This window comes from Teredinibacter haidensis, assembly GCF_014211975.1.
GTDB lineage: Bacteria > Pseudomonadota > Gammaproteobacteria > Pseudomonadales > Cellvibrionaceae > Teredinibacter > Teredinibacter haidensis.
Genome location: NZ_CP060084.1, coordinates 1,918,149 through 1,941,678 on the forward strand (window position 1 = coordinate 1,918,149; position 23,530 = coordinate 1,941,678).

The 23,530-nt window shown below is 48.4% G+C and carries 22 protein-coding genes; 2 read left to right on the plus strand and 20 right to left on the minus strand.

Annotated elements, in window-relative coordinates; genetic code table 11:
* Window positions 1–7: 7 nt before the first annotated feature.
* The 6 genes from hisS to ndk form a co-directional block, all read right to left on the minus strand.
* On the minus strand, window positions 8–1,279 hold the full coding sequence (gene hisS / locus H5715_RS07520) for a histidine--tRNA ligase (RefSeq protein ID WP_075185288.1): 1,272 nt from the start codon (window positions 1,277–1,279) through the stop codon (window positions 8–10).
* Between the two features lie 36 nt (window positions 1,280–1,315).
* Entirely contained in the window at window positions 1,316–2,440 is a 1,125-nt protein-coding gene (gene ispG / locus H5715_RS07525) for a flavodoxin-dependent (E)-4-hydroxy-3-methylbut-2-enyl-diphosphate synthase (RefSeq protein ID WP_075185287.1), read from the minus strand.
* A 55-nt stretch (window positions 2,441–2,495) separates the two neighbouring features.
* Window positions 2,496–3,437, minus strand: a complete 942-nt coding sequence (locus H5715_RS07530; protein ID WP_075185286.1) for a helix-turn-helix domain-containing protein — start codon at window positions 3,435–3,437, stop codon at window positions 2,496–2,498.
* A 38-nt stretch (window positions 3,438–3,475) separates the two neighbouring features.
* A complete protein-coding gene (gene pilW / locus H5715_RS07535) occupies window positions 3,476–4,270 on the minus strand; it encodes a type IV pilus biogenesis/stability protein PilW (RefSeq protein ID WP_246434732.1) in 795 nt (264 codons plus the stop codon).
* 29 nt (window positions 4,271–4,299) lie between these two features.
* Window positions 4,300–5,457 carry a dual-specificity RNA methyltransferase RlmN gene (gene rlmN / locus H5715_RS07540; RefSeq protein WP_075185284.1) on the minus strand — a complete coding sequence of 386 codons (1,158 nt, stop codon included), beginning with the start codon at window positions 5,455–5,457 and terminating at the stop codon, window positions 4,300–4,302.
* Window positions 5,458–5,543: 86 nt separating this feature from the next.
* Complete coding sequence (gene ndk, locus H5715_RS07545; RefSeq protein WP_075185283.1) at window positions 5,544–5,969, minus strand: nucleoside-diphosphate kinase; 426 nt, start codon at window positions 5,967–5,969, stop codon at window positions 5,544–5,546.
* A gap of 158 nt (window positions 5,970–6,127) precedes the next feature.
* On the opposite strand from ndk, the gene H5715_RS07550 reads away from it, so the two are divergent.
* The gene (locus tag H5715_RS07550; RefSeq protein WP_075185282.1) at window positions 6,128–6,679 is read left to right on the plus strand and encodes a glutathione peroxidase; all 552 of its coding nucleotides are present in this window, start codon (window positions 6,128–6,130) and stop codon (window positions 6,677–6,679) included.
* Window position 6,680: 1 nt separating this feature from the next.
* Here the strand turns inward: H5715_RS07550 and H5715_RS07555 are convergent, their stop codons facing one another.
* From H5715_RS07555 to trmJ, 10 genes are all read right to left on the minus strand, one after another.
* Complete coding sequence (locus H5715_RS07555) at window positions 6,681–7,112, minus strand: SufE family protein (RefSeq protein ID WP_075185281.1); 432 nt, start codon at window positions 7,110–7,112, stop codon at window positions 6,681–6,683.
* Window positions 7,113–7,114: 2 nt separating this feature from the next.
* Window positions 7,115–7,651 carry a putative Fe-S cluster assembly protein SufT gene (gene sufT, locus H5715_RS07560; RefSeq protein WP_075185280.1) on the minus strand — a complete coding sequence of 179 codons (537 nt, stop codon included), beginning with the start codon at window positions 7,649–7,651 and terminating at the stop codon, window positions 7,115–7,117.
* Between the two features lie 229 nt (window positions 7,652–7,880).
* A complete protein-coding gene (locus H5715_RS07565; RefSeq protein WP_075185279.1) occupies window positions 7,881–8,231 on the minus strand; it encodes a HesB/IscA family protein in 351 nt (116 codons plus the stop codon).
* Window positions 8,232–8,245: 14 nt separating this feature from the next.
* Window positions 8,246–9,499: an aminotransferase class V-fold PLP-dependent enzyme gene (locus H5715_RS07570; protein ID WP_075185278.1), complete on the minus strand. Its 1,254-nt coding sequence runs from the start codon at window positions 9,497–9,499 to the stop codon at window positions 8,246–8,248.
* Entirely contained in the window at window positions 9,496–10,815 is a 1,320-nt protein-coding gene (gene sufD / locus H5715_RS07575; protein ID WP_075185277.1) for a Fe-S cluster assembly protein SufD, read from the minus strand. Before sufD ends, H5715_RS07570 begins: the two co-directional genes overlap by 4 nt.
* Entirely contained in the window at window positions 10,815–11,573 is a 759-nt protein-coding gene (gene sufC / locus H5715_RS07580; protein ID WP_075185276.1) for a Fe-S cluster assembly ATPase SufC, read from the minus strand. Before sufC ends, sufD begins: the two co-directional genes overlap by 1 nt.
* 186 nt (window positions 11,574–11,759) lie before the next feature.
* Window positions 11,760–13,199 carry a Fe-S cluster assembly protein SufB gene (gene sufB / locus H5715_RS07585; RefSeq protein WP_075185275.1) on the minus strand — a complete coding sequence of 480 codons (1,440 nt, stop codon included), beginning with the start codon at window positions 13,197–13,199 and terminating at the stop codon, window positions 11,760–11,762.
* A 46-nt stretch (window positions 13,200–13,245) separates the two neighbouring features.
* On the minus strand, window positions 13,246–14,439 hold the full coding sequence (locus H5715_RS07590; RefSeq protein WP_075185274.1) for an IscS subfamily cysteine desulfurase: 1,194 nt from the start codon (window positions 14,437–14,439) through the stop codon (window positions 13,246–13,248).
* A gap of 60 nt (window positions 14,440–14,499) precedes the next feature.
* Window positions 14,500–15,000 carry a Fe-S cluster assembly transcriptional regulator IscR gene (gene iscR / locus H5715_RS07595; protein ID WP_075185273.1) on the minus strand — a complete coding sequence of 167 codons (501 nt, stop codon included), beginning with the start codon at window positions 14,998–15,000 and terminating at the stop codon, window positions 14,500–14,502.
* Window positions 15,001–15,086: 86 nt separating this feature from the next.
* Window positions 15,087–15,869: a tRNA (cytosine(32)/uridine(32)-2'-O)-methyltransferase TrmJ gene (gene trmJ / locus H5715_RS07600; RefSeq protein ID WP_075185272.1), complete on the minus strand. Its 783-nt coding sequence runs from the start codon at window positions 15,867–15,869 to the stop codon at window positions 15,087–15,089.
* Between the two features lie 167 nt (window positions 15,870–16,036).
* Between trmJ and H5715_RS07605 the strand changes: the two genes are divergently transcribed.
* Window positions 16,037–16,840 carry an inositol monophosphatase family protein gene (locus H5715_RS07605; RefSeq protein ID WP_075185271.1) on the plus strand — a complete coding sequence of 268 codons (804 nt, stop codon included), beginning with the start codon at window positions 16,037–16,039 and terminating at the stop codon, window positions 16,838–16,840.
* Window positions 16,841–16,926: 86 nt separating this feature from the next.
* Here H5715_RS07605 and H5715_RS07610 read toward each other — a convergent pair whose 3' ends face one another.
* From H5715_RS07610 to tgt, 4 genes are all read right to left on the minus strand, one after another.
* Window positions 16,927–18,975, minus strand: a complete 2,049-nt coding sequence (locus tag H5715_RS07610) for a PAS domain-containing protein (RefSeq protein ID WP_075185270.1) — start codon at window positions 18,973–18,975, stop codon at window positions 16,927–16,929.
* A 401-nt stretch (window positions 18,976–19,376) separates the two neighbouring features.
* Window positions 19,377–20,303, minus strand: a complete 927-nt coding sequence (secF, locus tag H5715_RS07615) for a protein translocase subunit SecF (protein ID WP_075185269.1) — start codon at window positions 20,301–20,303, stop codon at window positions 19,377–19,379.
* 24 nt (window positions 20,304–20,327) lie between these two features.
* A complete protein-coding gene (gene secD / locus H5715_RS07620) occupies window positions 20,328–22,193 on the minus strand; it encodes a protein translocase subunit SecD (protein ID WP_075185268.1) in 1,866 nt (621 codons plus the stop codon).
* 221 nt (window positions 22,194–22,414) lie between these two features.
* Window positions 22,415–23,527 carry a tRNA guanosine(34) transglycosylase Tgt gene (gene tgt / locus H5715_RS07625; RefSeq protein ID WP_075185367.1) on the minus strand — a complete coding sequence of 371 codons (1,113 nt, stop codon included), beginning with the start codon at window positions 23,525–23,527 and terminating at the stop codon, window positions 22,415–22,417.
* Window positions 23,528–23,530: the final 3 nt, after the last annotated feature.

Sequence of the window (23,530 nt, forward strand, 5' to 3'; positions counted from 1 at the left end):
TTCGCTCCTAAACGATAACGTCTGTTATTTGTTGTTGTTTTATGGTTTGCTGCGCGTCACCCGTACGCAAATACTTCACGGTAATCTCGCCTTTACTGGCTTCATCCTCACCCAGGATCAAGGCGATCTCAGCCCCACTCCGATCAGCCTTTTTCATCTGACTTTTAAAACTTCCGCCGCCACAATTCATCTGCAGACGAAGATAAGGTGCTTCTTCGCGCAAGTACTCCGCCAACTGGAAAGCCTGAGGTATTACGTCGCCAACAGCCACCAAGTAGACATCGACAGTACGGGAAATATCCTCAGGAAATAAATTCAATTCCTGCAGCAATAGCACCAGCCGCTCCATGCCCATAGCAAAACCAACCGCCGGCGTTGGCTGCCCTCCCAATTGTGAGACCAGGCTATCGTAGCGACCACCGGCACACACCGTGCCCTGAGCGCCAAGTTTATCGGTTACCCACTCGAAAACCGTGCGACTGTAGTAATCCAACCCGCGAACCAATCGCGTATTTACCGTAAATGGTACCTCTGCCGCCGTCAGGTAGGCCTGTACCTGAGCAAAGTGCTCGCGGGATTCGTCGTCGAGATAATCTGACAGGTCCGGTGCATCGGCCAACAGTGCTTGCGTTTGTTCGTTTTTACTATCGAGTATGCGCAGCGGATTAGTTTCCATGCGACGCTTGCTATCGTCGTCTAGCTGATCGAAACGCGCCTGCAAATACTCCACCAAGGCTGCACGGTATTTCGCGCGGCATTCACTGGTACCCAAACTGTTTATTTGCAGAGTCACGGCATCATCCAGGCCGAGTACTCGCCAAAGACGGGCCGTTAATATTAGCAGCTCGGCATCCACATCGGCTGAAGCAATACCGTAGGCCTCAACACCGATCTGGTGGAACTGACGCAAGCGGCCCTTCTGAGGCCTTTCATAGCGAAACATTGGCCCAGAATACCAAAGCTTTTGAACCAGGGTACCGCGATTGTAGAGCAGTTGGCCTTGTTCACAGGCGCGCACACAACTTGCTGTGCCCTCCGGACGCAGGGTAACGCTTTCACCGTTCCTGTCATCGAAAGTATACATTTCCTTTTCAACGATATCGGTCACTTCACCGATTGAGCGTTTGAACAGCTCTGTCGTTTCCAAAAGCGGGAAGCGGATTTCCTGATAGCCATAAGTTTGTACGACTTCGGTAACAACCGATTCCAAATACTGCCAATAGGGTGACTCGTTGGGCAGAAGATCATTCATGCCCTTAATTGCTTGCAGCTTTTTCAATGCTTATCCTGATTTTATATGGTTAACTGACGGCTCTTATGCTTTGGCGATCAGGTTTTTTTCCTGCTCGGCGACTTGCGCCTCTTTCTCGTCTGCCCGCTGACGAATCAGCCTTTCCAAATTATCTACAAGGTTTTCTTGCTCTAACTTCTGGCGGGGCTCTCCACCTACGTAAATCAAGTTTTTGGGTGTACCGCCTGCCAGACCAATATCCGCCTCTTTAGCTTCACCTGGGCCATTGACGACGCAACCGATCACCGCCACATCCAAGGGCGTTTTTATATCTTCAAGCCGGGTTTCCAGCTCGTTCATGGTTTTAATAACATCAAAATTTTGGCGAGAGCAGCTTGGGCAGGCGATAAAATTAATACCTTTGTTACGCAGCTTGAGACTCTTAAGCATATCCCAGCCGACTTTCACCTCTTCCACCGGATCAGCCGCGAGAGACACGCGAATGGTATCTCCAATACCGTCCATCAGCAGCATGCCCAAGCCAACGGACGATTTAACAGTACCCGCACGCAGGCCACCGGCCTCCGTAATACCCAAATGTAGCGGCTGTTCAATTTGGGTCGCCAGTTTACGGTATGCCGCCACGGCCATAAACACATCCGAAGCTTTTACACTGACTTTGAAATTCTGGAAATCGTATTTGTCGAGAAAATCCACATGACGCAGGGCAGATTCCACCAGGGCATCAGGTGTTGGCTCACCGTATTTCTTTTGCAGATCCTTTTCCAGAGACCCCGCATTCACACCAATACGGATGGGAATATTCAGATCACGGGCTTTTTCAACCACGGCTTGAACACGCTTCTCACGACCGATATTGCCGGGGTTGATACGCAAACAGTCAACACCCAAATCGGCCACTCGCAACGCTATGCGATAGTCGAAATGAATATCCGCCACGAGCGGAACAGAAACTTTTTGTCGAATGGCCCCAAATGCCTCAGCCGCATCCATACTGGGCACGGAAACACGCACAATATCGGCACCGGCATCCTGAATACGCTTGATCTGCGCAACGGTAGCCTCGACATCGGTCGTTTCTGTATTGGTCATACTTTGCACGCTGATGGGTGCATCACCACCAACGGCAACATTGCCAACCATTATTTGACGCGTCTTGCGCCGTTTAATCGGCGATTCAAAATACATGGATTTTTAACCTACTGATAAATCGCCATTAAGGCCTGGGAGGTGATAACGATGGCTACGGAGCAACCGTAAAGCGCAGAGTTTTTTTGCCGGGCACGGGGTTCACGGCAAATGGTTGGCCGTTAATCATTACCTCCGCTGCCCGCGCATTGCCCAGCATCACTTTAAACGGGGCCTCTCCAAAAAGCTGCAGATTATCCCCTTTCAGTTTGGTTTGCGCAAACACTACCTTACCGTTGGCATCTGTAACCTTTACCCAGCAATCATCAATAAAGGACAAAACCAGTAACGATTCGTTCTGAAATACTCCGGGGCGGGTATCGGAAGGCGCCGGGGTCTCCGCCACCGGCTCAGCACTCGGTACGGACGTGGGCACCAGCACAGGGGGTTGAGGGGGGCTATCGACAGCATCGTTTTCGCTAACGTCTACTTCAGCGTCAAAAACAACTGTCTCTGTCTCTGTCTCAGCAACAACCGCAGCGACTGGCGATGAATTCAGCTCACCTACAGGTTTATTTGGTTTAATAAGCCACACGGCAAAAACCCACACGAACAGCAGTGCAGCAACGGCAACATAGCCCGGCATGGAGTTTATTTTAGTCAAGAAACTCTTTTTTTGATTCGATGACAGCGTGCTCATTGCAATTGAGCCCGAACCTGCAAGAGACGGCTCACCCAGTACGTGCTCGGCCGATGAAGCCATTGTGGAAGGTACTGACTGTTTATAGGCAGCGATAAGGGAGTCAGACTCGACATCAAGAATTTTGGCGACCTTGCGGATATACCCCATCACAAAAAGCTCGCCACCCAAGCCACCGTAATTGTCATTTTCCAGATCTGCCAACTTCCAGTCGGGGATCATCGTGGCACTGGCGATAGCCTCGATATCCACGGCCTTACCTTCCCGTATCAGCTTCAGAGCGGCACCTGGCTTGCTCTGATCCAGTAATTGCTGATATTCGTCTTCGATGTTGAGTTGTGCTTGGCTGCCGGTCATCAGATTGTTCTTATTCTTCTCGAGCCCGCATGTGGGCACTATTGAGTTTCAATAAATCGCTTGTAGTCCAAAAATTCTTTCGAGTAAGGGTACAGGTTTTTAAGCGCCAATGCATAGCTTGCTTCTTTATCTTTGTTCCCAAAAATGCGTTCAATGCGAATACCCAGCCACAGGCTCCTGGGTACATGGCGGGTAATGCTGCTGAATCGATCCAAATACTGCTTCGCGTTACTGTAATCCCTTTCCATAAAGGCCATATCCGCCAACTCCAAGTTTGACTGAGCGATACGCGGGTTTAGGTTCAAACTGTGCTCAAAAGCGGCTTTCGCTCGGACTTGATCATCTAGCTTGAGCGCGCACAAGCCGACATTCATCAGCGCATCCGGCCTGCCGTTATAGGCGTAATCCGAGCTTGATAACTGGAAGAGCTTCATCGATTCGTTAAAGCGCTCCTGCTCAAAAAGTAAGCGCGCGTAACTAAATTCAATGCTGGCCCGGGAAAAATCGATCCGACTCCTATTACTCAGAGCTCGTTTAAAACTGACTTCCGATTCCTTAATCTCGCCATTTAGCTGGTGCAGTAGCGCCATACCCAGGTGAGCTTCCGCAGATTTACTGTCGAGGTCTAGCGCTTTGGTAAAAGAACGCACCGCGCCCTCACGCTTATTCTGCTGCAGATAGGTCATTCCCAATTTAATATTAGCTTCCAGAGCCTGCTGCTTATCGATCTTCGGCTTGGAGCTCTCCATAGTGGTGATACAGCCGGCCAGCAACAGCGCTAGAAAAGCGCTCAGTACAACCGCCCTGCTTCGTCGAAAAATAAGCCTGGACACGGTTACTCCCCCTTTATTTTGTTTAATTATTATTGATTCACAATTTTCACGGGTATCACCCCATCTTCGGCACTCATCAACGCCACCTGGTCGAGTTTATAGCGCTGACTGCGTTTGGTCCTATCATTTACCTGCCCCGCCAGCTGACCACAGGCCGCATCAATATCATCACCACGAGTCGTGCGAATGGTCGTAGTGTAGCCCGCATCAATTAAAATCTGCTGAAAACGGTACATCGCGTTGTTGCTTACGCGCTTGTAGTTAGACAGAGAAAACGGGTTAAACGGAATCAGATTGATTTTTACCGGTACATCCTTCAGTAACTCTGCCAGCTCATGGGCATGCTCTGGCCTGTCATTTAATTGATCAATCAGCGTGTATTCAATGGTGATCTTGCGATGTGAATCGGGCAAACCCTCGATATAACGCCTGGCTGAATCCAGTAGTTGCGCAATAGGATACTTCTTATTTATGGGCACCAATTGATTCCGCAACTCGTCGTTGGGCGCATGCAGTGAGATAGCTAGGCAGGCATCGGTATACTTACCCAAACGATCCAGCGCCGGAACAACCCCGGAAGTACTCAAGGTTACCCGCCGTTTGGATATACCGTAGCCATTATCATTCATCATAAGATGCATGGATTCAACCACGTTTTCGAAGTTGAGAAGCGGCTCACCCATCCCCATCAGCACCACATTAGTCACTTTGCGGTCTCCGCGACCGCCATCTTCTTGCAGCTGACCAAAAGATTTAGCCGCAATCCAAACCTGACCAATAATTTCATCCGATGTCAGATCACGGTTAAAACCCTGTTTGCCGGTCGAGCAGAAACTGCAGTCTAGAGAACACCCTACCTGCGAAGACACGCACAGCGTTCCCCGCTCCCCCTCTGGAATAAACACGGCTTCTATAGCGTTGCCTCCACCCACACGAATCAGAAATTTGCGCGTGCCATCGGAAGAGTCTAATTGTTCGATCACTTCCGGCGCACGAATCTCCGCGACCTCACCCAGACGATTACGCAGCGCTTTGCTGATATTACTCATTTGCTGGAAGTCGCTCACACCCATCTGGTGAATCCACTTCAATAGCTGCGCAGCGCGAAACTTCTTCTCACCCAGGGATTCGAAAAACGCTTCCATACGCCCTTGCGACATACCCATCAGATTGACTTTCTCGGGCATATTGACCGCTACTACTTCAACGTTGGCACTGTTATCCTGACAACTCACTAAACTTAATACCTCTGGTTTTAATTCAATTGCCCGCCCTAGCGCGGACAGATCTCATCTTCTGAGAAGAAATAGTTAATTTCCCGTACAGCCGACTCGGGGCTATCGGAGCCGTGAACGATATTCCTACCGAGAGAATCACCGTAAACGTTGCGAATGGTGCCCTTTGCCGCTTTAGAGGGATCCGTCGCCCCCATGGTTTCACGGTTCAACGTAATCGCATTCTCCCCTTCCAAAACCTGTACTACGATGGGGCCTGACGTCATAAACCACATCAGATCATCAAAAAACGGCTTACCTTTGTGCTCAGCATAGAAGCCTCCGGCCTGCTCCTCGTCCATATGGATCATACGCGCGGCCACAATACGTAAGCCTGCACTTTCCAAGCGACGATATATTTCGCCAATAATGTTTTTCTTAACCGCATCCGGCTTCACAATGGATAATGTTCTTTCAGTAGCCATTCGATATTTTCCTATTGTTTTCATATCCCACGGCTCGCACGCCTACTTGGAATAATTCCCGATATTCACCCGCCAAATTATACTTGGATAATCGCCAGATTAGTATGCATAGTGCACAATAGTCATCCCCCTGACCGAACAGATTCAAAGGAGGTTTTATGAATAACCGGCTTACCCTTTGCCTTGTGCTGCTGTCAATTCTACAGATACCCAAGGCTGCCGCAGAAACAACCGCGCAGTGCCCCGGCTTTTTAAACCACGAATTTAAAAAGTTGCACAGCAGCAAAACCATTAACCTATGCGAACTCTACAAAAACAAACCGCTGGTTATTATCAATACAGCCAGCCACTGTGGGTACACCCATCAGTTTAAAGGTTTGGAAGCGCTATATCAGAAGTATAAAAAGGAAGGCGTTGAGCTGATTGGGTTCGCTTCAAATGATTTCAAGCAGGCCGCAAAAAGCGAGGAAGAAGCAGCAACCATTTGCTACAAAAACTATGGGGTTTCTTTTACCATGCTGGCACCCACTCACGTGCGAGGCAAAGAGGCCAACCCCGTTTTTACACATCTGAACGAGCAAACACGGAAACCCGGCTGGAATTTCAACAAATACTTCATTTCTGCCGATGGCAAACACATCAAACATTTTGGCAGCAATACCAAGCCCCTAAGCTCTAAGCTCGAGACAGCCGTTAAACAGGCACTCTGACTTACTTCTTGGCCTCGGTTCGAATACGCTCAACCATCGACCGCAGGCCATTACCTCGTGTAGGGCTGAGATGCTTAAGCAAACCTAACTGATCAAAATATTCATTGATATCGAAGGCCAGAATATCCTTAGGCGATTTACTGTTATAAGCCGCCAGAACTATCCCCAGCAAACCTTTAACAATAAAGGCATCACTATCGGCAGCAAACCACAGTTTGTCATCGATGCGCTGGTAATCTATCCACACTTGACTCTGGCACCCTTTCACCTGATACGCATCGTCTTTCTTTGCCTCATCCATCTCAGGCAATTCTTTTCCTAGATCAATAATGTACTTATAGCGATCTTCCCAGCCATCAAAAAAACCGAGTGTATCGACAACATCTTCCGCGGTAATAGATGTACCAAACGGGTTTTGGGTAAGATCCGACATAACTAAAAAAACATTCCGGTTTCAAGTTGCGCTTCTTCCGACATCATATCTCTATGCCAGGGAGGGTCAAAAACCAACTCAACCTCAGCCTCTTTTACATTGGGCACCATGCCTACACGATATTTAACATCCCCGACCAACACCGGCCCCATTCCACAAGCGGGAGCGGTTAAGGTCATATTGATAGCCACTTTTTTGTATTGCTGATCAATCTCTACCTTGTAAATCAATCCAAGGCTGCGCAGGTTTACAGGAATTTCCGGGTCATATACTGTTTCCAAAGCCTGCCAGACCTGATCTTCATTGATAAACTCATCTACAGGTTGCTCAAATACAAGTTCGTATTTTTCCAAGCCCAAAGCATCGGCATCTGTGCCATCAACTCGCAGCATATTACCTTGGTACACAACTGTATAATTACCACCGAGTGATTGGGTGATCGTAATAAACTGGTGTGCGGGAATGGTAACGGGATCTCCCACAGGCACTAAGCGAGCCGGGCAATCACGTACTGTTGTTACCATGCGTTGTTCTGACATATATAAAACCATCTATCAAAAATATAAAACTGTATTAACAATAAAAATAGGGTGAAGCACTCTGCACCAGAGCTGGGAATTCAAGCCCCCAAAGGTAAGGGTCGGAATGAACACCGACTAGCAGACTGTTGCAAAACTATCTGCATTGCCAGCGCGACGTTAAAATTTTGCAACGAGCTAGCAATCCTATGCCAAAATCAGCGCTTTGCGCCAACGGGAGAACACTCAGTTAAAAACTAAAGCTTTCACCACAACCACAGGCATTTTTAACATTGGGATTATTTAACACCAAATTCCGATTCAAACCCTCTTTCACATAATCCACGACCGTACCCTGAATGGCAGTCAGGTGGGTTGGATCGACATATAACTGTACGCCATTACCTAAAGTAATAGCCAAGTCATTTTCTTCTGAGCATTGAACTTCGTCAATAACATACTTAAAACCCGTACAGCCGCTCTCTTTTAAACTAATACGAATCGCCTGAGCCTGCTGTTTTTCAACTTGCTGACGAAAGTGTTCAGCCGCTGCGGGCGTAACACTCACAATTTCGCTAACGCTAAATGTTTCAACACTCATATCTGTTTCGCCTCTTACAAAAACTGTTTAACTTTTTCGAGAGCCGCAAACAAACGGTCGACATCATCTCGGGTGTTATAAATAGAGAAAGACGCGCGTACGGTGCCAGGAATATGCAGAGCATCCATCAACGGTTGCGCGCAATGATGGCCTGTGCGAACGGCGACGCCCTGCTGATCCAGCAACATTCCAACATCTGAAGGGTGTGCCCCCTCCAGCAAAAAGCTGAAAACACCAGCGATATTTTTGGCCTCACCCACGCGTTTCAATCCCTCGCAGGTTGCAGCGCGCTGATGGCAATATTCCAATAAATCATGTTCATGGGCAGAAACTTCATCACGATCAAAACACTGTAAATATTGAATCGCAGCGGCTAGACCAATGGCACCTGCAATGTCCGGTGTACCAGCTTCAAACTTATAAGGTAACTGATTGTAGGTGGTACCAGCGAAGCTACAGGTTTCAATCATTTCACCACCGCCATGATAAGGCGGCATTTCATTTAACAGCTCTTCTCGCCCCCAAAGCACGCCAATACCGGTTGGGCCAAACAGCTTGTGACCGGAAAAACCGTAAAAGTCACAATTCAACGACTGTACATCGACAGGGAAATGAGCGACGGCCTGCGCACCATCAACAAAAACCTTTGCACCGATTTTTTTTGCCTCTGCAATGATATCTTTAACAGGATTTATAGTGCCGAGAGCATTGGATACATGTCCGATTGAAACAATTTTCACCCTAGAATCCAGTAGCGCCGCAAAAGCCTGAAGATCAATTTCACCTTTTTCGGAAACAGGAATCGGGATTAAAGAGGCGCCTTTATCTTGCGCCAGCATTTGCCAGGGAACGATGTTGGAATGGTGCTCGAGGGTTGACACCAATATCTTGTCGCCAGCAGCAATATTGGCTCGCCCCCAACTGTGGGCAACCAGATTCACTGCCTCGGTGGTACCACGAGTCCAGATAATTTGTTCTTTTTTGGGGCTATTAACAAAGGTGGCTACAGTTTCCCGCGCGGCTTCAAATACGGCGGTGGCTTTATCACTTAAGCTATGAGCACCACGATGTACATTGGAGTTGTATCCACGATAGTAATCACTGATTGCATCAATCACCGCATTGGGCTTTTGTGTTGTCGCAGCATTGTCCAGATACACTAACGGCTGCCCGTTAACGTTCTGATCCAAAATGGGAAAATCCTGCCGAACTTTTTTTGCATCAAAAGTCTTCACAGTACTTTGCCCCACCTGCTCCGCAACATTCATACAAGGTGCCTCATTAACGCATCATCACGCGCAAACATTCTGACCAACATGGGACGTAAATGGCCCGCTATAGCATCATGTTTAATGTCATTAACCAACTCATTAATAAAACCAAAGCTCAGCATCACCCGGGCCTCTGCCTCCGACACACCCCGAGTGCGCAAATAGTGCATGGCGGTACTATCTAGTTGTGCAATTGTTGCACCGTGAGCACATTGCACATCGTCGGCATAAATTTCCAATTCCGGCTTAGTATCCACTTCAGCCTTATTGCTGGTAAGTAAATTTTTGTTGCTCAGCTGCGCCAGAGTTTTCTGTGCTTGCGGATGGATATGAATGCGCCCGTTAAAAACAGCACGAGAGCTATCGCCCACAATTCCCCGGAAAACTTCGTTTGTGGTACACAGAGGAACCGCGTGCTCGATACAGGTATGGTAATCAATATGCTGACTATTGTGGGTCAGATAAACGCCATTAAGTTCGCAGTGCGCGCCTTCGCCCTGATGATTCACAACGAAATCCAAGCGCTTAATTTTGCCCCCCAACCCCAGATGAAAACTGTTTAAATTAGCGTTGCGTCCCAACGCGACATTCACACTGCCAACATGAATGGCCGCTTCATGTTCCAGATGCAGGCGATAGTGATGTAAACGAGCATTTTCGCCCACACAGAGTTCGGTCACGCCATTCGTAAAACTATTCTGATCGTCCTCACCGGAAGCGAAATGTTCAACGATGGTAGCTTCACTGCCTTGCTCCATTTCCACCAACACACGCTGATGAACAGTATAGGCCTGATCTTGCAGGGTATTGATGTGTACAATTTGTACCGGTTTTTGCAATTGAATATTTTTTTCAACACGCAGAAAAACACCATCCTGCAGCTGTGCCGCATTTAACGCAGAGAACAGGTGCTTTTCGGGAATCGCAACGGAATCCAACTTAATGCGGATTTGAATCCGCTGTTCTTTGCTGGCCTCGGAGAATCGCACCAGCGTAATCCCCTCCGGCAACACAGACAGATTACTGGATAAGACCTCACTGTATTGCCCATTAACAAACACCAACTGCCATGCATTCAGATCTGCAATCTGAACCTGTTCCTGCCACGCACTCTCATTAACAACGGGCAAACCTTTCCGGTGAAAATCCCCCTGTTCCAGGGCCCGCAGATTGGTGTACTTCCAGCTTTCAGCTTTGCGCCCTGGAAAACGATGGGCCTGCCACTGATCTTTCCCTCGGGCATTCAGATCAGACAACCATGCGGACGCACCTGTTGCCAGAGGTTCGACGGCCTGTTGCATAAACTCCGACATTAAGCGGCTCCACCTAATGATGGGTCCAGCCAGCCGTAACCTTTCTCTTCCAGCTCCAAAGCCAAGCTTTTATCACCCGATTTAATAATGCGGCCATTTGCGAGCACATGAACAAAATCCGGCTCGATATAACTCAGTAAGCGCTGATAGTGCGTAACTACGATAAATGAACGCTCTGGGCTACGCAGTGCGTTTACGCCATCAGCAACCACTTGCAGAGCATCGATATCCAGCCCCGAATCCGTTTCATCGAGAATGCAAAGCTTCGGCTCCAGCAGCATCATCTGCATAATTTCATTGCGCTTTTTCTCTCCGCCCGAGAAACCTTCGTTCACACCGCGCTTCAAAAAGCTTTGATCGAGGTTTACGGCTTTACAGTACTCGCGCGCCTTTTTCATAAAACTTACAGCATCCAGAGCATCCTCGCCCCGGTGCTCCCGCACAGCATCAACCGCGGCTTTCATAAACTCCATGTTACTTACGCCAGGAATTTCCACCGGGTATTGAAAGGCCAGAAACAAACCTTCTCGGGCACGCTCTTCGGTATCCATTTCAAGCAAGTCTTTACCTAAAAAAGTGACTCGGCCACTGGAAACATCATAACCGTCTCGACCAGACAACACATGACCGGTGGTACTTTTACCGGAACCATTTGGTCCCATAATTGCGTGGACTTCACCGGGTTTAATTTCAAGGCTTAAGCCTTTAATAATTTCTTTGTCTTCAACACCTGCATGAAGATCTTTTATAGAAAGCATATTAAGTACGCTCGTTATTCGTGACTGATGAGCTATAGCGCAGATTTAAGCGCTGACTCTGTTAACGTGTGATTCTTCCACTGTTGCGCGTGGTGCGCTCGCTTTCGCTTATTGCCGTAGCTCCAGCAATACTGGTTTATAGATACTTACCTTAAGCAAGGCACACGAAAAGCGTGCACTCCCCTTTTAACCTACTGATCCTTCCAGGCTTACTTCCAACAACTTGCCGGCTTCAACGGCAAACTCCATCGGCAGCTCTTTAAACACTTCCTTACAGAAACCGTTCACGATCATGGACACGGCTTTTTCCGTATCAATGCCCCGCTGCAAACACAAATACAACTGGTCGTCGCTCACCTTCGAGGTTGTGGCTTCATGCTCGACAACGGCCGAAGGGTGTTTACTTTCTATATACGGGAAAGTATGCGCAGCGCACTGATCACCAATCAACAGTGAATCACACTGGGTATAATTACGCGCCCCCTCAGCACCGGGATTCATGCGCACCAAACCGCGATAAGCATTGGAGCTTTTGCCAGCAGAAATACCTTTAGAAATAATCGTCGATCGAGTATTTTTACCCAAATGGATCATCTTCGTTCCGGTATCGGCCTGCTGGTAATTATTCGTAAGGGCAACAGAATAGAATTCACCTACACTGTTATCACCTTTCAAAATACAGCTTGGGTATTTCCAAGTAACCGCAGAGCCAGTCTCGACTTGCGTCCAGGAAATTCGTGCATTGGTATGGGCAATACCACGCTTGGTTACAAAATTGTATATTCCGCCCCTACCTTCCGCATCACCGGGATACCAATTTTGAACGGTGGAATATTTAATATTGGAGTTGTCCAACGCTACTAATTCAACCACCGCTGCATGCAGTTGGTTTTCATCGCGCATAGGCGCAGTACAACCTTCCAGATAACTGACCTGACTACCTTCATCGGCAACAATAAGCGTGCGCTCGAACTGGCCAGTATTCGATTCGTTAATACGGAAGTATGTTGATAGCTCCATAGGGCAGCGCACTCCCTTAGGTATATACACAAATGAACCATCACTAAAGACAGCGCTATTTAGAGCTGAATAGAAATTGTCTTTTTGCGGAACCACACTACCAAGATATTTTTTCACCAACTCTGGATATTCTTTAATGGCTTCCGATATAGGGCAAAAAATCACGCCGGCATCTTTAAGCTTGCCACGAAAAGTGGTCGCAACCGAAACCGAATCAAAAACAGCATCGACAGCAACACCCGCCAGGGCCTCCTGCTCGTGCAAAGGAATACCCAGTTTTTTGTAGGTTTCCAACAGTTCCGGATCAACTTCATCCAGACTCTTTGGTCGATCAGCCATGCTTTTCGGTGCAGAATAATAGGACACCGCGTTGAAATCGATTTTGGGGTAATTAACGTGCGCCCAGTCGGGTTCTTCCATTTCCTTCCAAGCGCTGTAGGCTTTTAACCGCCAATCGAGCATCCATTGAGGCTCTTCTTTTTTAGCTGAAATAAAACGAATAACACTTTCATCCAGACCGGGCGGCAGGGTCTCGGATTCAATATCCGTTACAAAGCCTGCGGCATAATCCTGCTTGATTAAATGATCAATATGTTCTTGAGACATAGAATTCACAACTACTGGGCCAGCAACCTGGCCAAAAATCTAGAAACTAAACACTCGCCCGAGCGTTTAGCTCGGCAAGCCACTGAGGTGAGTTTTCTCGTAATTTGTTCACTGTGCTTACAACCGTTTGCGCTGCAAAATCCACCTCATCCTCGGTTGTATAACGTCCGAGACTGAAACGAATAGAGCTGTGTGCCAGCTCATCATTCAACCCCAACGCTTTGAGCACATAAGATGGCTCCACGCTGAGAGAAGTGCAAGCCGAGCCCGTTGAAACGGCCAGCTCCCGCAAGGACAGCAAAAGCGTTTCACCATCCACATAAGCAAAACTTATATTGGCATTACCCGCCACCCGATTTTCCAGTGAGCCATTAAGCTGCCAATCACTAAGCTCGCAAAAACCACGTAAAAAGCGGTTTCGTAAAGAGAGTATACGAGCATTATCTTCACCCAGTTGCTTCTGAGCTATTTTTGCCGCTAACCCCATACCAACAACTTGGTGGGTTGGTAGAGTGCCGGAGCGCATCCCTCTCTCGTGCCCACCTCCATGTATTTGAGCTTCAATAGGTACCTGCGACTGACGTTTTATGTAAAGTGCACCCACACCCTTGGGGCCATAAAACTTATGAGCCGACAACGACAACAGATCCACATCCAGCGCAGAACAGTTTATCGCTAACTTACCCGCGCTCTGCGCCGCGTCTACATGGTAAAAAATATCTTTTGATTTACACAGACGACCAATCGCAGCAATGTCGTTAATCACGCCGATTTCGTTGTTGACATGCATAACAGAAACCAGCGTTGTATCATGCTGAATGGCAGCTTCGACATCCGCCGGATCTACCCTACCCTCAATATTGGGCTTGATATACGTAACTGAAAAACCCTGTGTTTGCAGATATTTAAATGCATCCAACACGGCCTTGTGTTCGATTTGAGAGGTAACTAGGTGCTTGCCTTTTTGCAGGTTAGCCAGCGCGACACCTTTAATTGCCAGATTATTGGCCTCGGTTGCACCACTGGTCCAGACAATCTCTCGGGGGTCAGCTCCCAGCAATTCAGCCACTTGAGCACGCGCGTTTTCGACAGCCTCTTCAGCTTTCCAGCCATAGACATGGGAACGGGACGCCGGATTGCCAAAATTGCCCTCGCGGGTAAGGCAATGAAACATGGCCTCTGCCACACCCGGGTCTACCGGTGTGGTTGCAGCGTAATCAAGATATACGGGCTTTTGCATCAACTTACTTCAACCAATTTTTCAGCAAACGGCTTGCGAATGGATTGACGCAAACGCTGCTTAGCTTCCGATGTGAGAAGCCGTTAATAGGGTATCAATGTTCGACTCAATCGGAGCAGGAGCATCACGTCCCTCCTGTCGCTGAGCGACCTCTTGCACATCCTGCCGATCTACCAGGCTCTGGAGGCTGATCCCACTTAAAAAGTCGTGGATCTGCTCGCTTAAGTCACACCACAAAAAGTGGGTTAGGCAGACCTCACCGTTATGGCAATCACCTTCACGACCACAACTGGTAACATCAATAGATTCATTGACAGCATCAATAATCTGGGCGACAAAAATGCCTGCCGACTCGCGGCTCAACCGGTAACCACCACCCGGTCCACGCACACTGGATACCAATGTATTTTGACGCAACTTCGCGAAAAGCTGCTCAAGGTATGATAAAGAAATACCCTGACGCTTGGAAATATCAGCCAAACTGACGGGGCCACGCTGAGCGTGCAGCGCCAAATCCAGCATTGCAGTAACCGCGTAGCGGCCTTTAGTGGTTAATCGCATAGTACAGACCTCATCGTTGAGATGGCACCATTATTCAATACCCCACTAATTTAGTCAACTATTTAACCCAGCAAACAACTAGGTTATTACCCATTGTCACTCTTCGGTGGTTCCAGCTTTTTATCGGTGTGATAAATATAATTCTGGATGGATGTGAGCATCCCCCTCAGAATGTTCAACTCCATCTGATCCAAACGGGTACGGTTAAACAAACGACGTAACCGCGTCATCGTCTGCCTGGGGTTGCCCGGGTCAAGAAAATCCAGCTTGACCAGAGTCTCCTGTAAGTGTTCGTAATAATGCTCCAACGCCTGATTTTTAACCGGCGGCTGATCCCATTCCTCAAAGTGAGGCGCCTTACCCTCTTTCGCGCTTAAGTAAGACATACGTATTTCGTAACAGATAACCTGCAGAGCCGCCCCAATATTCAAAGCGCTGTAATCGGGGTTAGCTGGAATATGTACATGGTAGTTGCACTTGTGCAGCTCCTCATTGGTCAAACCGCGATCCTCTCGGCCAAACACAACCGCCACCGGATGTTTTTCGGCTTCAAACCAGCAGCGGTCACCACACTCTCGAGGGGTTACCAATGGCCAGGGGATTCGACGTTCTCTAGCACTCGTACCCACAACCAAGCCGCAGTCGGCAATGGCTTCATCCAAGGTTGCCACAACTTTAACATTCTCCAGTACATCGATAGCACCAGCGGCACGCCAAACGGCTTTTTCTGCCGGATACTCTTTTGGATCGACCAAATAGAGCTCAGACAAGCCCATATTTTTCATTGCTCGCGCCGCAGCGCCAATATTACCGGGGTGAGTGGTATTCACCATCACCATACGAATTTGCTGAAAACGTTGTTCATTCATGGAAATAATCTTCGGGAAAACGGGCTGTACGCCGGAAAAGGCGCGCAGTGTACCAGAGCAGCCACCTTCAGAATAGATTCTGCTGCCGCCCTACTGCTATAATCGCGCGCGCCGCGTTCAGCGGACAGAACGTTCTTTTAAATTTCCACCCGTCCAGAGATGCCACTATGGAACCCATGCTCACTATCGCGTTAAAAGCAGCCCGCAAGGCTGGCGACATGATCGAACAGTCATTCGAGCGCCTCGATTTGATCAACATTGAAGAAAAAGGCCGCAACGATTACGTTAGCGAGGTAGATCGCAAATCGGAGCAGGAGATAATTTATCACCTGAGCAAATCCTACCCTGATCACAAATTTATCGGTGAGGAATCCGGTGTTTCGGGCGCCGAAGAGAGCGATTACGAATGGATTATCGACCCTCTGGATGGCACCACCAACTTTATCCACGGTATTCCCCAGTTTTCCGTATCCATCGCCTGTAAATACAGAGGCCAGCTGGAGCACGCTGTTGTTCTCGACCCGATTAAACGCGAAGAATTTACCGCCAGCCGCGGCAGGGGCGCCATGCTCAATGGTCGCCGAATTCGCGTAACCGACCGCCGAGGCATGGACGGAGCGCTAATTGGAACCGGCCTCCCCTTTAACGGATTTGCACTAGAGCATATAGACGAATATCTGGGCTGCCTGCGTGAAATCGCTGGCCAGACTGCGGGCATCCGTCGCCCCGGTTCAGCAGCTCTTGACTTGGCTTATGTAGCCGCTGGCCGTTTTGACGGTTTCTGGGAAATGAATTTAAAACCCTGGGATATGGCTGCCGGTATTTTACTGGTAAGAGAAGCCGGCGGCTTACTCAGTGGATTTAAAGGCGACAGTAATTATTTAGAAACAGGTCACTTGGTGTGTGGTACACCGAAGGTGTTTAAACCCCTGCTACAGATTGTGGGCAAACATTTGAGCAATGTTTATTAAGCAACCAGAAACCTCCACAAAAAAGCCCGGCTAATGTTACCGGGCTTTTTTGTTTTTAGATCAGATAAATTCTTTATCGAATACCACTACAGTAACAACTCATTAAACACATCAATAAGCTGCTTCAGATCCAGCGGCTTGGTTAGATAAAAGTCAAAAGCGCTGGCCCGTCCTTTTTCAATATCATGCACCATCGCGTTAGCAGTCAACGCGATAACCGGAATATCCTTAGTAGACTCATCCTGTTTTAATACTTCCAACGCCTCAAAGCCGTCCATGCCCGGCAAGTTAATATCCATAATAATTAAATCGGGCTTTGTGGTGCGGGCCATAAAAATACCGCGCAGAGGTTCGCCCGTAAGATCCAACTCCAGGTTTGGATAACGCACGAGTAATTGTTTCATTAATCGCTGATTTGGAGGGTTATCTTCAACATAGAGAATACGTTTATTTTCAGTAACCAGCATATCCGGAATTTCGCTACTTAATTCCGAAGGGGTCCGGTCATATTGATCGGCCAACTGCTCGATAGGCTGGCCGTGGTATATTGGAAATTCTACCCAAAAAGTACTACCCACACCCTCCTTACTGACAAAACCAATGGCTCCTTTCATTTGCTCAACCAGCTGCTTGGTAATCACTAAACCTACACCACTACCCACTATATTGGTGGCTTCAGCCCCCAATCGATTAAAGGGTTGGAACAACTGCTTTTGCAGTTTATCCGGAATACCTCTTCCCGTATCCCGAACCGAGACCCGTAGCACATCGCCATCACCCAACTGACAACCAATAATAACCTTTCCGAAATCGCGGTTATATTTCACCGAATTACTCACCAAATTAAGCAGTATCTGCTTGAGCCGAACAGCATCTGCGATAATGGTTTTTTCTTCCAACCCATTCGCTTCGAGCTGAACACTGATGTTTTTGATATCCGCTTGAGCCTGGATCAACATTACCACTTCCTTTAACAGTCGCACTGGAGCTACAGGCTCCAATGAAAAACCCATTCGGCCGGACTCAATTTTTGCAAGGTCCAACACATCCCCTACCAACTGCAGTAGATGCTCGCCTGCCTGCTGTATTTCAGCAACATTCGTTTGCTGCTCCAATGAAAGAGTTTTGTCCAGGTCGAACAATTGTGCGAAACCGAGAATCGCATTTAGCGGTGTACGCAATTCGTGACTCATACTCGAAAGGAAATCAGATTTTGCACGATTGGCTAATTCGGCATCTTCCTTGGCTTTTAGCACACGCTCTTCTGCCCGCTTAACCTGAGTGATATCCATGTTTGTTCCTGACATCCGCGTGGCTTTACCTTCATCGCTATAAGCCATTTGCCCTCGGGCGCGAATCCATCGCCACTCATTATCTTTTCCGAGTATGCGGTATTCAATGTCGAAGGGTGTTTTCTCACGAACATGTTCTTTTAAGGCGTTATCAAAAATAGAGAGATTTTCTTCGTGAATACGCTTTCGCCAAGCTTGCATTCGATCAATACCCTGATTCACAAGATCGTCGTGTTCCGAATACCCCAGATGCTCCCAGCAACGGCTGGAAAAATGAAACCCCCCGTGCTCCGCCGACCACTCCCATATACCATCATTGGAGGATTGCAGAATCCGGGCGTGGCGAGCCTCACTAATGAGCAGCGCCTGCTCAGTTTGCTTCAGCTTGGTTATGTCATAGACCACCCCGGACACATACCGCACACGCCCCTTCTGATCCCGCACAACCTCGACACGCACTTCGGCCCAAATATGTCCACCGCGCTTTTTACGAATGCGAAAAATGGCTTCACCAAGCCCCAAGCCACGCAGCAGTGCGTGTACAGCACTGTTCAGCTTGCTCTTATCGTCTGGGTGCACGTATTCCATAAACGTCTCAGCACTAGAAATATGCACCATATCGGCTTCGGCATACCCCAGATGGGACCAGAAACTACCAACCCAATCCAGACAAAAACGGTTAACATCCCAATCCAAAAAAGCATATCCATGGCTACTCCCACGAAAAATACGCTCATAGCTAGCAACATTTTTCTCCAAGGAGCTAATTTTCTGTCGAAACTCATAAGCCGCTGAGTCCGATATGTCAGCCTTCGATATTCCCGCTCTTTTAAACCAATTCATCTAATAAGACTTCCGCAGTTTTTATACATGATTGAGGCGTTTACCATTCAGTTTAGAATAAATATCTCTATAGGCGTGAGCAATTCCGGCTAAGCGCTACAATTAAGAAACCCGTAACGAATGTAAGTGGCAAATGAGCGAAAACATTGAAGCATTAGCCGTGAAAGCGAGAAAAAGCATCGCCGAGTTGTTTTTACTTCTCGGTGATTCTGGCACGCTCGAGCGCAGCCACCCACTACCACTAAAGCCGCTCCTTCCGCATAAAGCGCCTTCTCTGTGCGAACCCAGATTCACCCAGAACAAAAATTAAACCTCACCCAGTTATAGAATCCTTCACTGTCAGACATAAAAAAAGCGGGAGCGACAATGGCCGAACCCGCTTTTCGTATAACGAAAACCTGTTACGGGATAAGCGTTTCCTGGTCGTCACCCTCTTTATCGATCACAATCAAATCATCTTTCGATATACCCATTACCAGCAGTACGTTCGCCGCAACGTATATAGAGGAGTATGTTCCCACAACCACACCTAAAATCAACGCCAAGGCGAAGTTGTGAATGAGTTCACCACCCACGATGAAAAGCGCTAACAACACCAATAGTGTGGTTAAAGAGGTTATCAGAGTTCTACCCAGAGTTTGCGACAAGGAAATATTGATGATATCGATAGATGCTGTCTTACGCACCTTACGGAAGTTCTCTCGGATACGGTCGGAAACAACAATTGTATCGTTTAGAGAGTAACCAATTACCGCAAGAACCGCTGCCAATACGGTCAGGTCGAAATCCAATTCGATAACGGAGAAGAGCCCCAGCACAATCAGCACATCGTGAGCCAGAGCCGTAACAGCGCCGACCGAAAATTTAAACTGGAAACGCAACGCAACGTAGGCCATTACAACTGACAGCGCGAATAACAAACCCAATCCACCGTCGTTCAAAAACTCTTCGCCCACCTGAGAACCAACATACTCAATACGCTCGCGTTGCACGATGCCATCACCTTTGTACGCAGAAGCCAAGCTTGCCGCAATGGCATCTCCTACCTTGGCCCCATCGGACTTAATACGAATAACGACATCGCGGTCGGTACCGAAGTTGGCCACAATTGCGCCGGGGTAACCCTGTTCTCGCAGCTCTGCGCGAATATCTGTCAAGTTTGCTGTTTCGGGGTAATGCATTTCGATCAGCGTACCACCGGTAAAATCCAGACCAAAACTCAAGCCCTTTACCGACAACACCGCGATAGAAGCTATTACCAATAAAATCGATAGGACTCCGGCAAGTTTGCGTTGGCCCATAAAATTAATCACTTTTTTATCGCTCATTTTCGTTCTCTTTATTCAGGCCAATTAAATCCAGAGTTTCTGTACACGACGACCGCCGTATATCAGGTTTACAATTGCTCGGGTGCCCATAATGGCGGTAAACATGGACGTCACAATACCTATAGCCAGAGTTACAGCGAAGCCTTTCACGGAGCCCGAACCAATCGCATAAAGAATAATAGCGACGATAAAGGTGGTGATATTGGCATCCAGAATGGTTTCAAAGGCACGGTCAAAACCGGCCTTAATGGCTGTTTGTGGCGGTACGCCATTTTCCAGTTCCTCCCGAATACGAGAGAAAATTAACACATTGGCATCCACCGCCATACCCACTGTTAGTACAATACCAGCAATGCCCGGCATGGTCAGAGTGGCGCCGAAAATGGACATAACAGCAATTAGCAATACCAGGTTAAAGGCCAGAGCAATATTGGCCGCGAAGCCAAAAGCCCGGTAGTACACCAACATAAAGAGCAACACCAACGCCAAGCCAATTTGTACAGATTTAACACCCTGAGATATATTTTCAGCGCCTAAAGATGGACCAATGGTTCGTTCTTCGACAAACCCCATGGGGGCGGCAAGCGCACCGGCTCTCAACAACAGCGCCAGCTCAGATGCTGCCTGGGGGTTTTCCAGCCCAGTAATGCGGAAGCTTTTACCCAGCGCGCTTTGGATCGTTGCCAGACTGATAATGCTGGACTCGGGAGTTTGCGTATAGGTAATTTTCTCTTCACCGTTTTCGTCAATACTACGCTTGGTTTCAGTTTTGTATTCGATAAAGAGCACTGCCATCCGACGCTTGATATTTTCGCGAGTACCGCGGTGCATCAAGGTTCCACCCTGGCTATCGAGGGTGATACTCACCTGCGGCAGGCTCGTATCTGGATCGTAGCCAACTTGAGCATTGGATACGTTCTGTCCAGTCACAATCGGGCGCTTCTCAATCGTCGCATCGCCGTACAAACGCTGCTGTCGATCATCCCTCATAGGATAACTTTCACGTTGGGAAGCCAACGTAGCGGCATCGGCTTCCAAACGGAACTCCAGGTTCGCCGTTTTGCCAATTACCGCCTTGGCGCGAGCAGTATCCTGAATCCCCGGTAGCTCCACTACAATCCGATTGCGCCCCTGACGCTGGACCATTGGCTCAGCCACACCAATTTCGTTCACACGATTGCGTAGCGTGGTTAAGTTTTGTGTAACAGCATAATCCTCTTTCTCGCGGATATAGGTGTCACTCAAACTGGCACGAATCAGGTATTTGCCACCCTCATCTACTTTTTCGTACTGGAGCTCGCTCAGATCGGCTCGCAGCATGGAGGTTAATGCTACGCGCTGCTCATCTGAAGCCGCTTCAATGGTAACAAGGTTATCCCGTACGCGAACATCCACACCGCGCATGCGCTCTTTGCGGATATGCTTGTTAATGTAGGACTCGATGCTCTCCATCTCTTCGGCCAGCACCTTCGGCGTATCCACCTCCAGCAAGAAGTGAACACCGCCTGCCAAGTCCAGGCCCAGCTTCATCGGTCCGGCACCTATGTTCAGTAGCCACTCGGGAGTGGTTGGCGCGAGGTTAACGGCAACGACAAAATCATTACCTAACGACGCCTGAACTTTTCGCTGAGCGGTTAACTGATCGTCCTGCTGGCGCAGTCGGATCAGGCCGTTGCTCTTATCGAACTCCACACCAAAGTAATCAATACCCTGCTCTGTTAAAACGGCCTCCGCTTTTTGTAGATCACCCTCGGTGATTTCCAATGCCGCGGAAGAGCCAGAAATTTGAATGGCTGGATCGGGTGCGTAAATATTAGGCAATGCGTAGAAAAAACCTACGACAACAACGACCAGAATGAGTAAATTCTTCCAGATGGGATAACGATTCATGATGTGGTCCAGGAAACAGAACGTTTTTGTTGTAATTTAAAGGCGGCGAATTATACCCGGAATCGCGCCAGCTTACCCGTAAATGGGCACACTAAGATCAAGTTTCAAGGGAAAGGGATTTCACCAGGGCATATTTTGTATGAGTTGGGGCACGAATTAAGGAACCCAATCCGCACCTCATTGATCGTTTTTCGTTGAGTTTCGGTGCGTACAACGCCAGCCTACAACCTAAAACGCACCTTATCCTGTCGATCATAAAATTCAGCCACGTAGTCTTCCAAACAGCCATTAGCAATCGCATCCCGCAACTCCCGCATAACGGTTTGATAATGACGCAAATTGTGAATGGTATTGAGCTGAGCTCCCAGAATTTCCCCACACTTATCCAAATGATGCAGGTAAGCACGGCTGAAGTTCTGACACGTATGGCAATCGCAACGGGTATCCAACGGGCCCGTATCATAACGATGCTTGGCATTGCGAATTTTAACTACACCTGTACGGGTAAACAGGTGACCATTGCGGGCATTGCGAGTAGGCATAACGCAGTCGAACATATCGATACCACTGCATACCGCTTCGACAATATCTTCCGGCTTACCTACGCCCATCAGATAGCGTGGCCGATCTGCAGGCATTTTGTCTGAAAGGTGGTTGAGGATACGAATCATATCGGCCTTGGGTTCACCCACCGAAAGCCCACCAATGGCGTAACCGTCAAAATCAATATCTTTCAAACCATTCAGAGATTCTGTTCGCAGGCCTTCGTACATGCCGCCCTGAATAATTCCAAATAACGCCGAGGGGTTACCCTCATGGGCATCTTTACTGCGCTTGGCCCAGCGTAGGGACAGCTCCATGGAATCGCGAGCTTCTTTTTCTGTGGCTGGGTATGGTGTGCACTCATCGAAAATCATCACAATATCTGAACCCAGGTCACGCTGAGCCTGAATGGCTTTCTCCGGATCCAAAAATACTTCGCTGCCATCAATCGGTGAACGGAACTTAACACCCGCTTCCGTAATTTTGCGAATATCACCGAGGCTGAACACCTGAAAACCACCGGAATCAGTGAGAATCGGCCCATCCCACTGCATAAAATCATGCAGATCTCCGTGAGCCTTAACGACTTCAGTACCGGGGCGAAGCATCAAGTGAAAGGTGTTACCCAGAATAATCTGCGCACCAATTTCTTTTATCTCCCGCGGCATCATGCCTTTTACCGTTCCGTAGGTTCCCACCGGCATAAAAGCCGGCGTTTCGACCACGCCTCTGGGGAACTTCAGTCGCCCGCGACGAGCCACACCGTCGGTGGTATCCAGTTCAAATTTCATAAA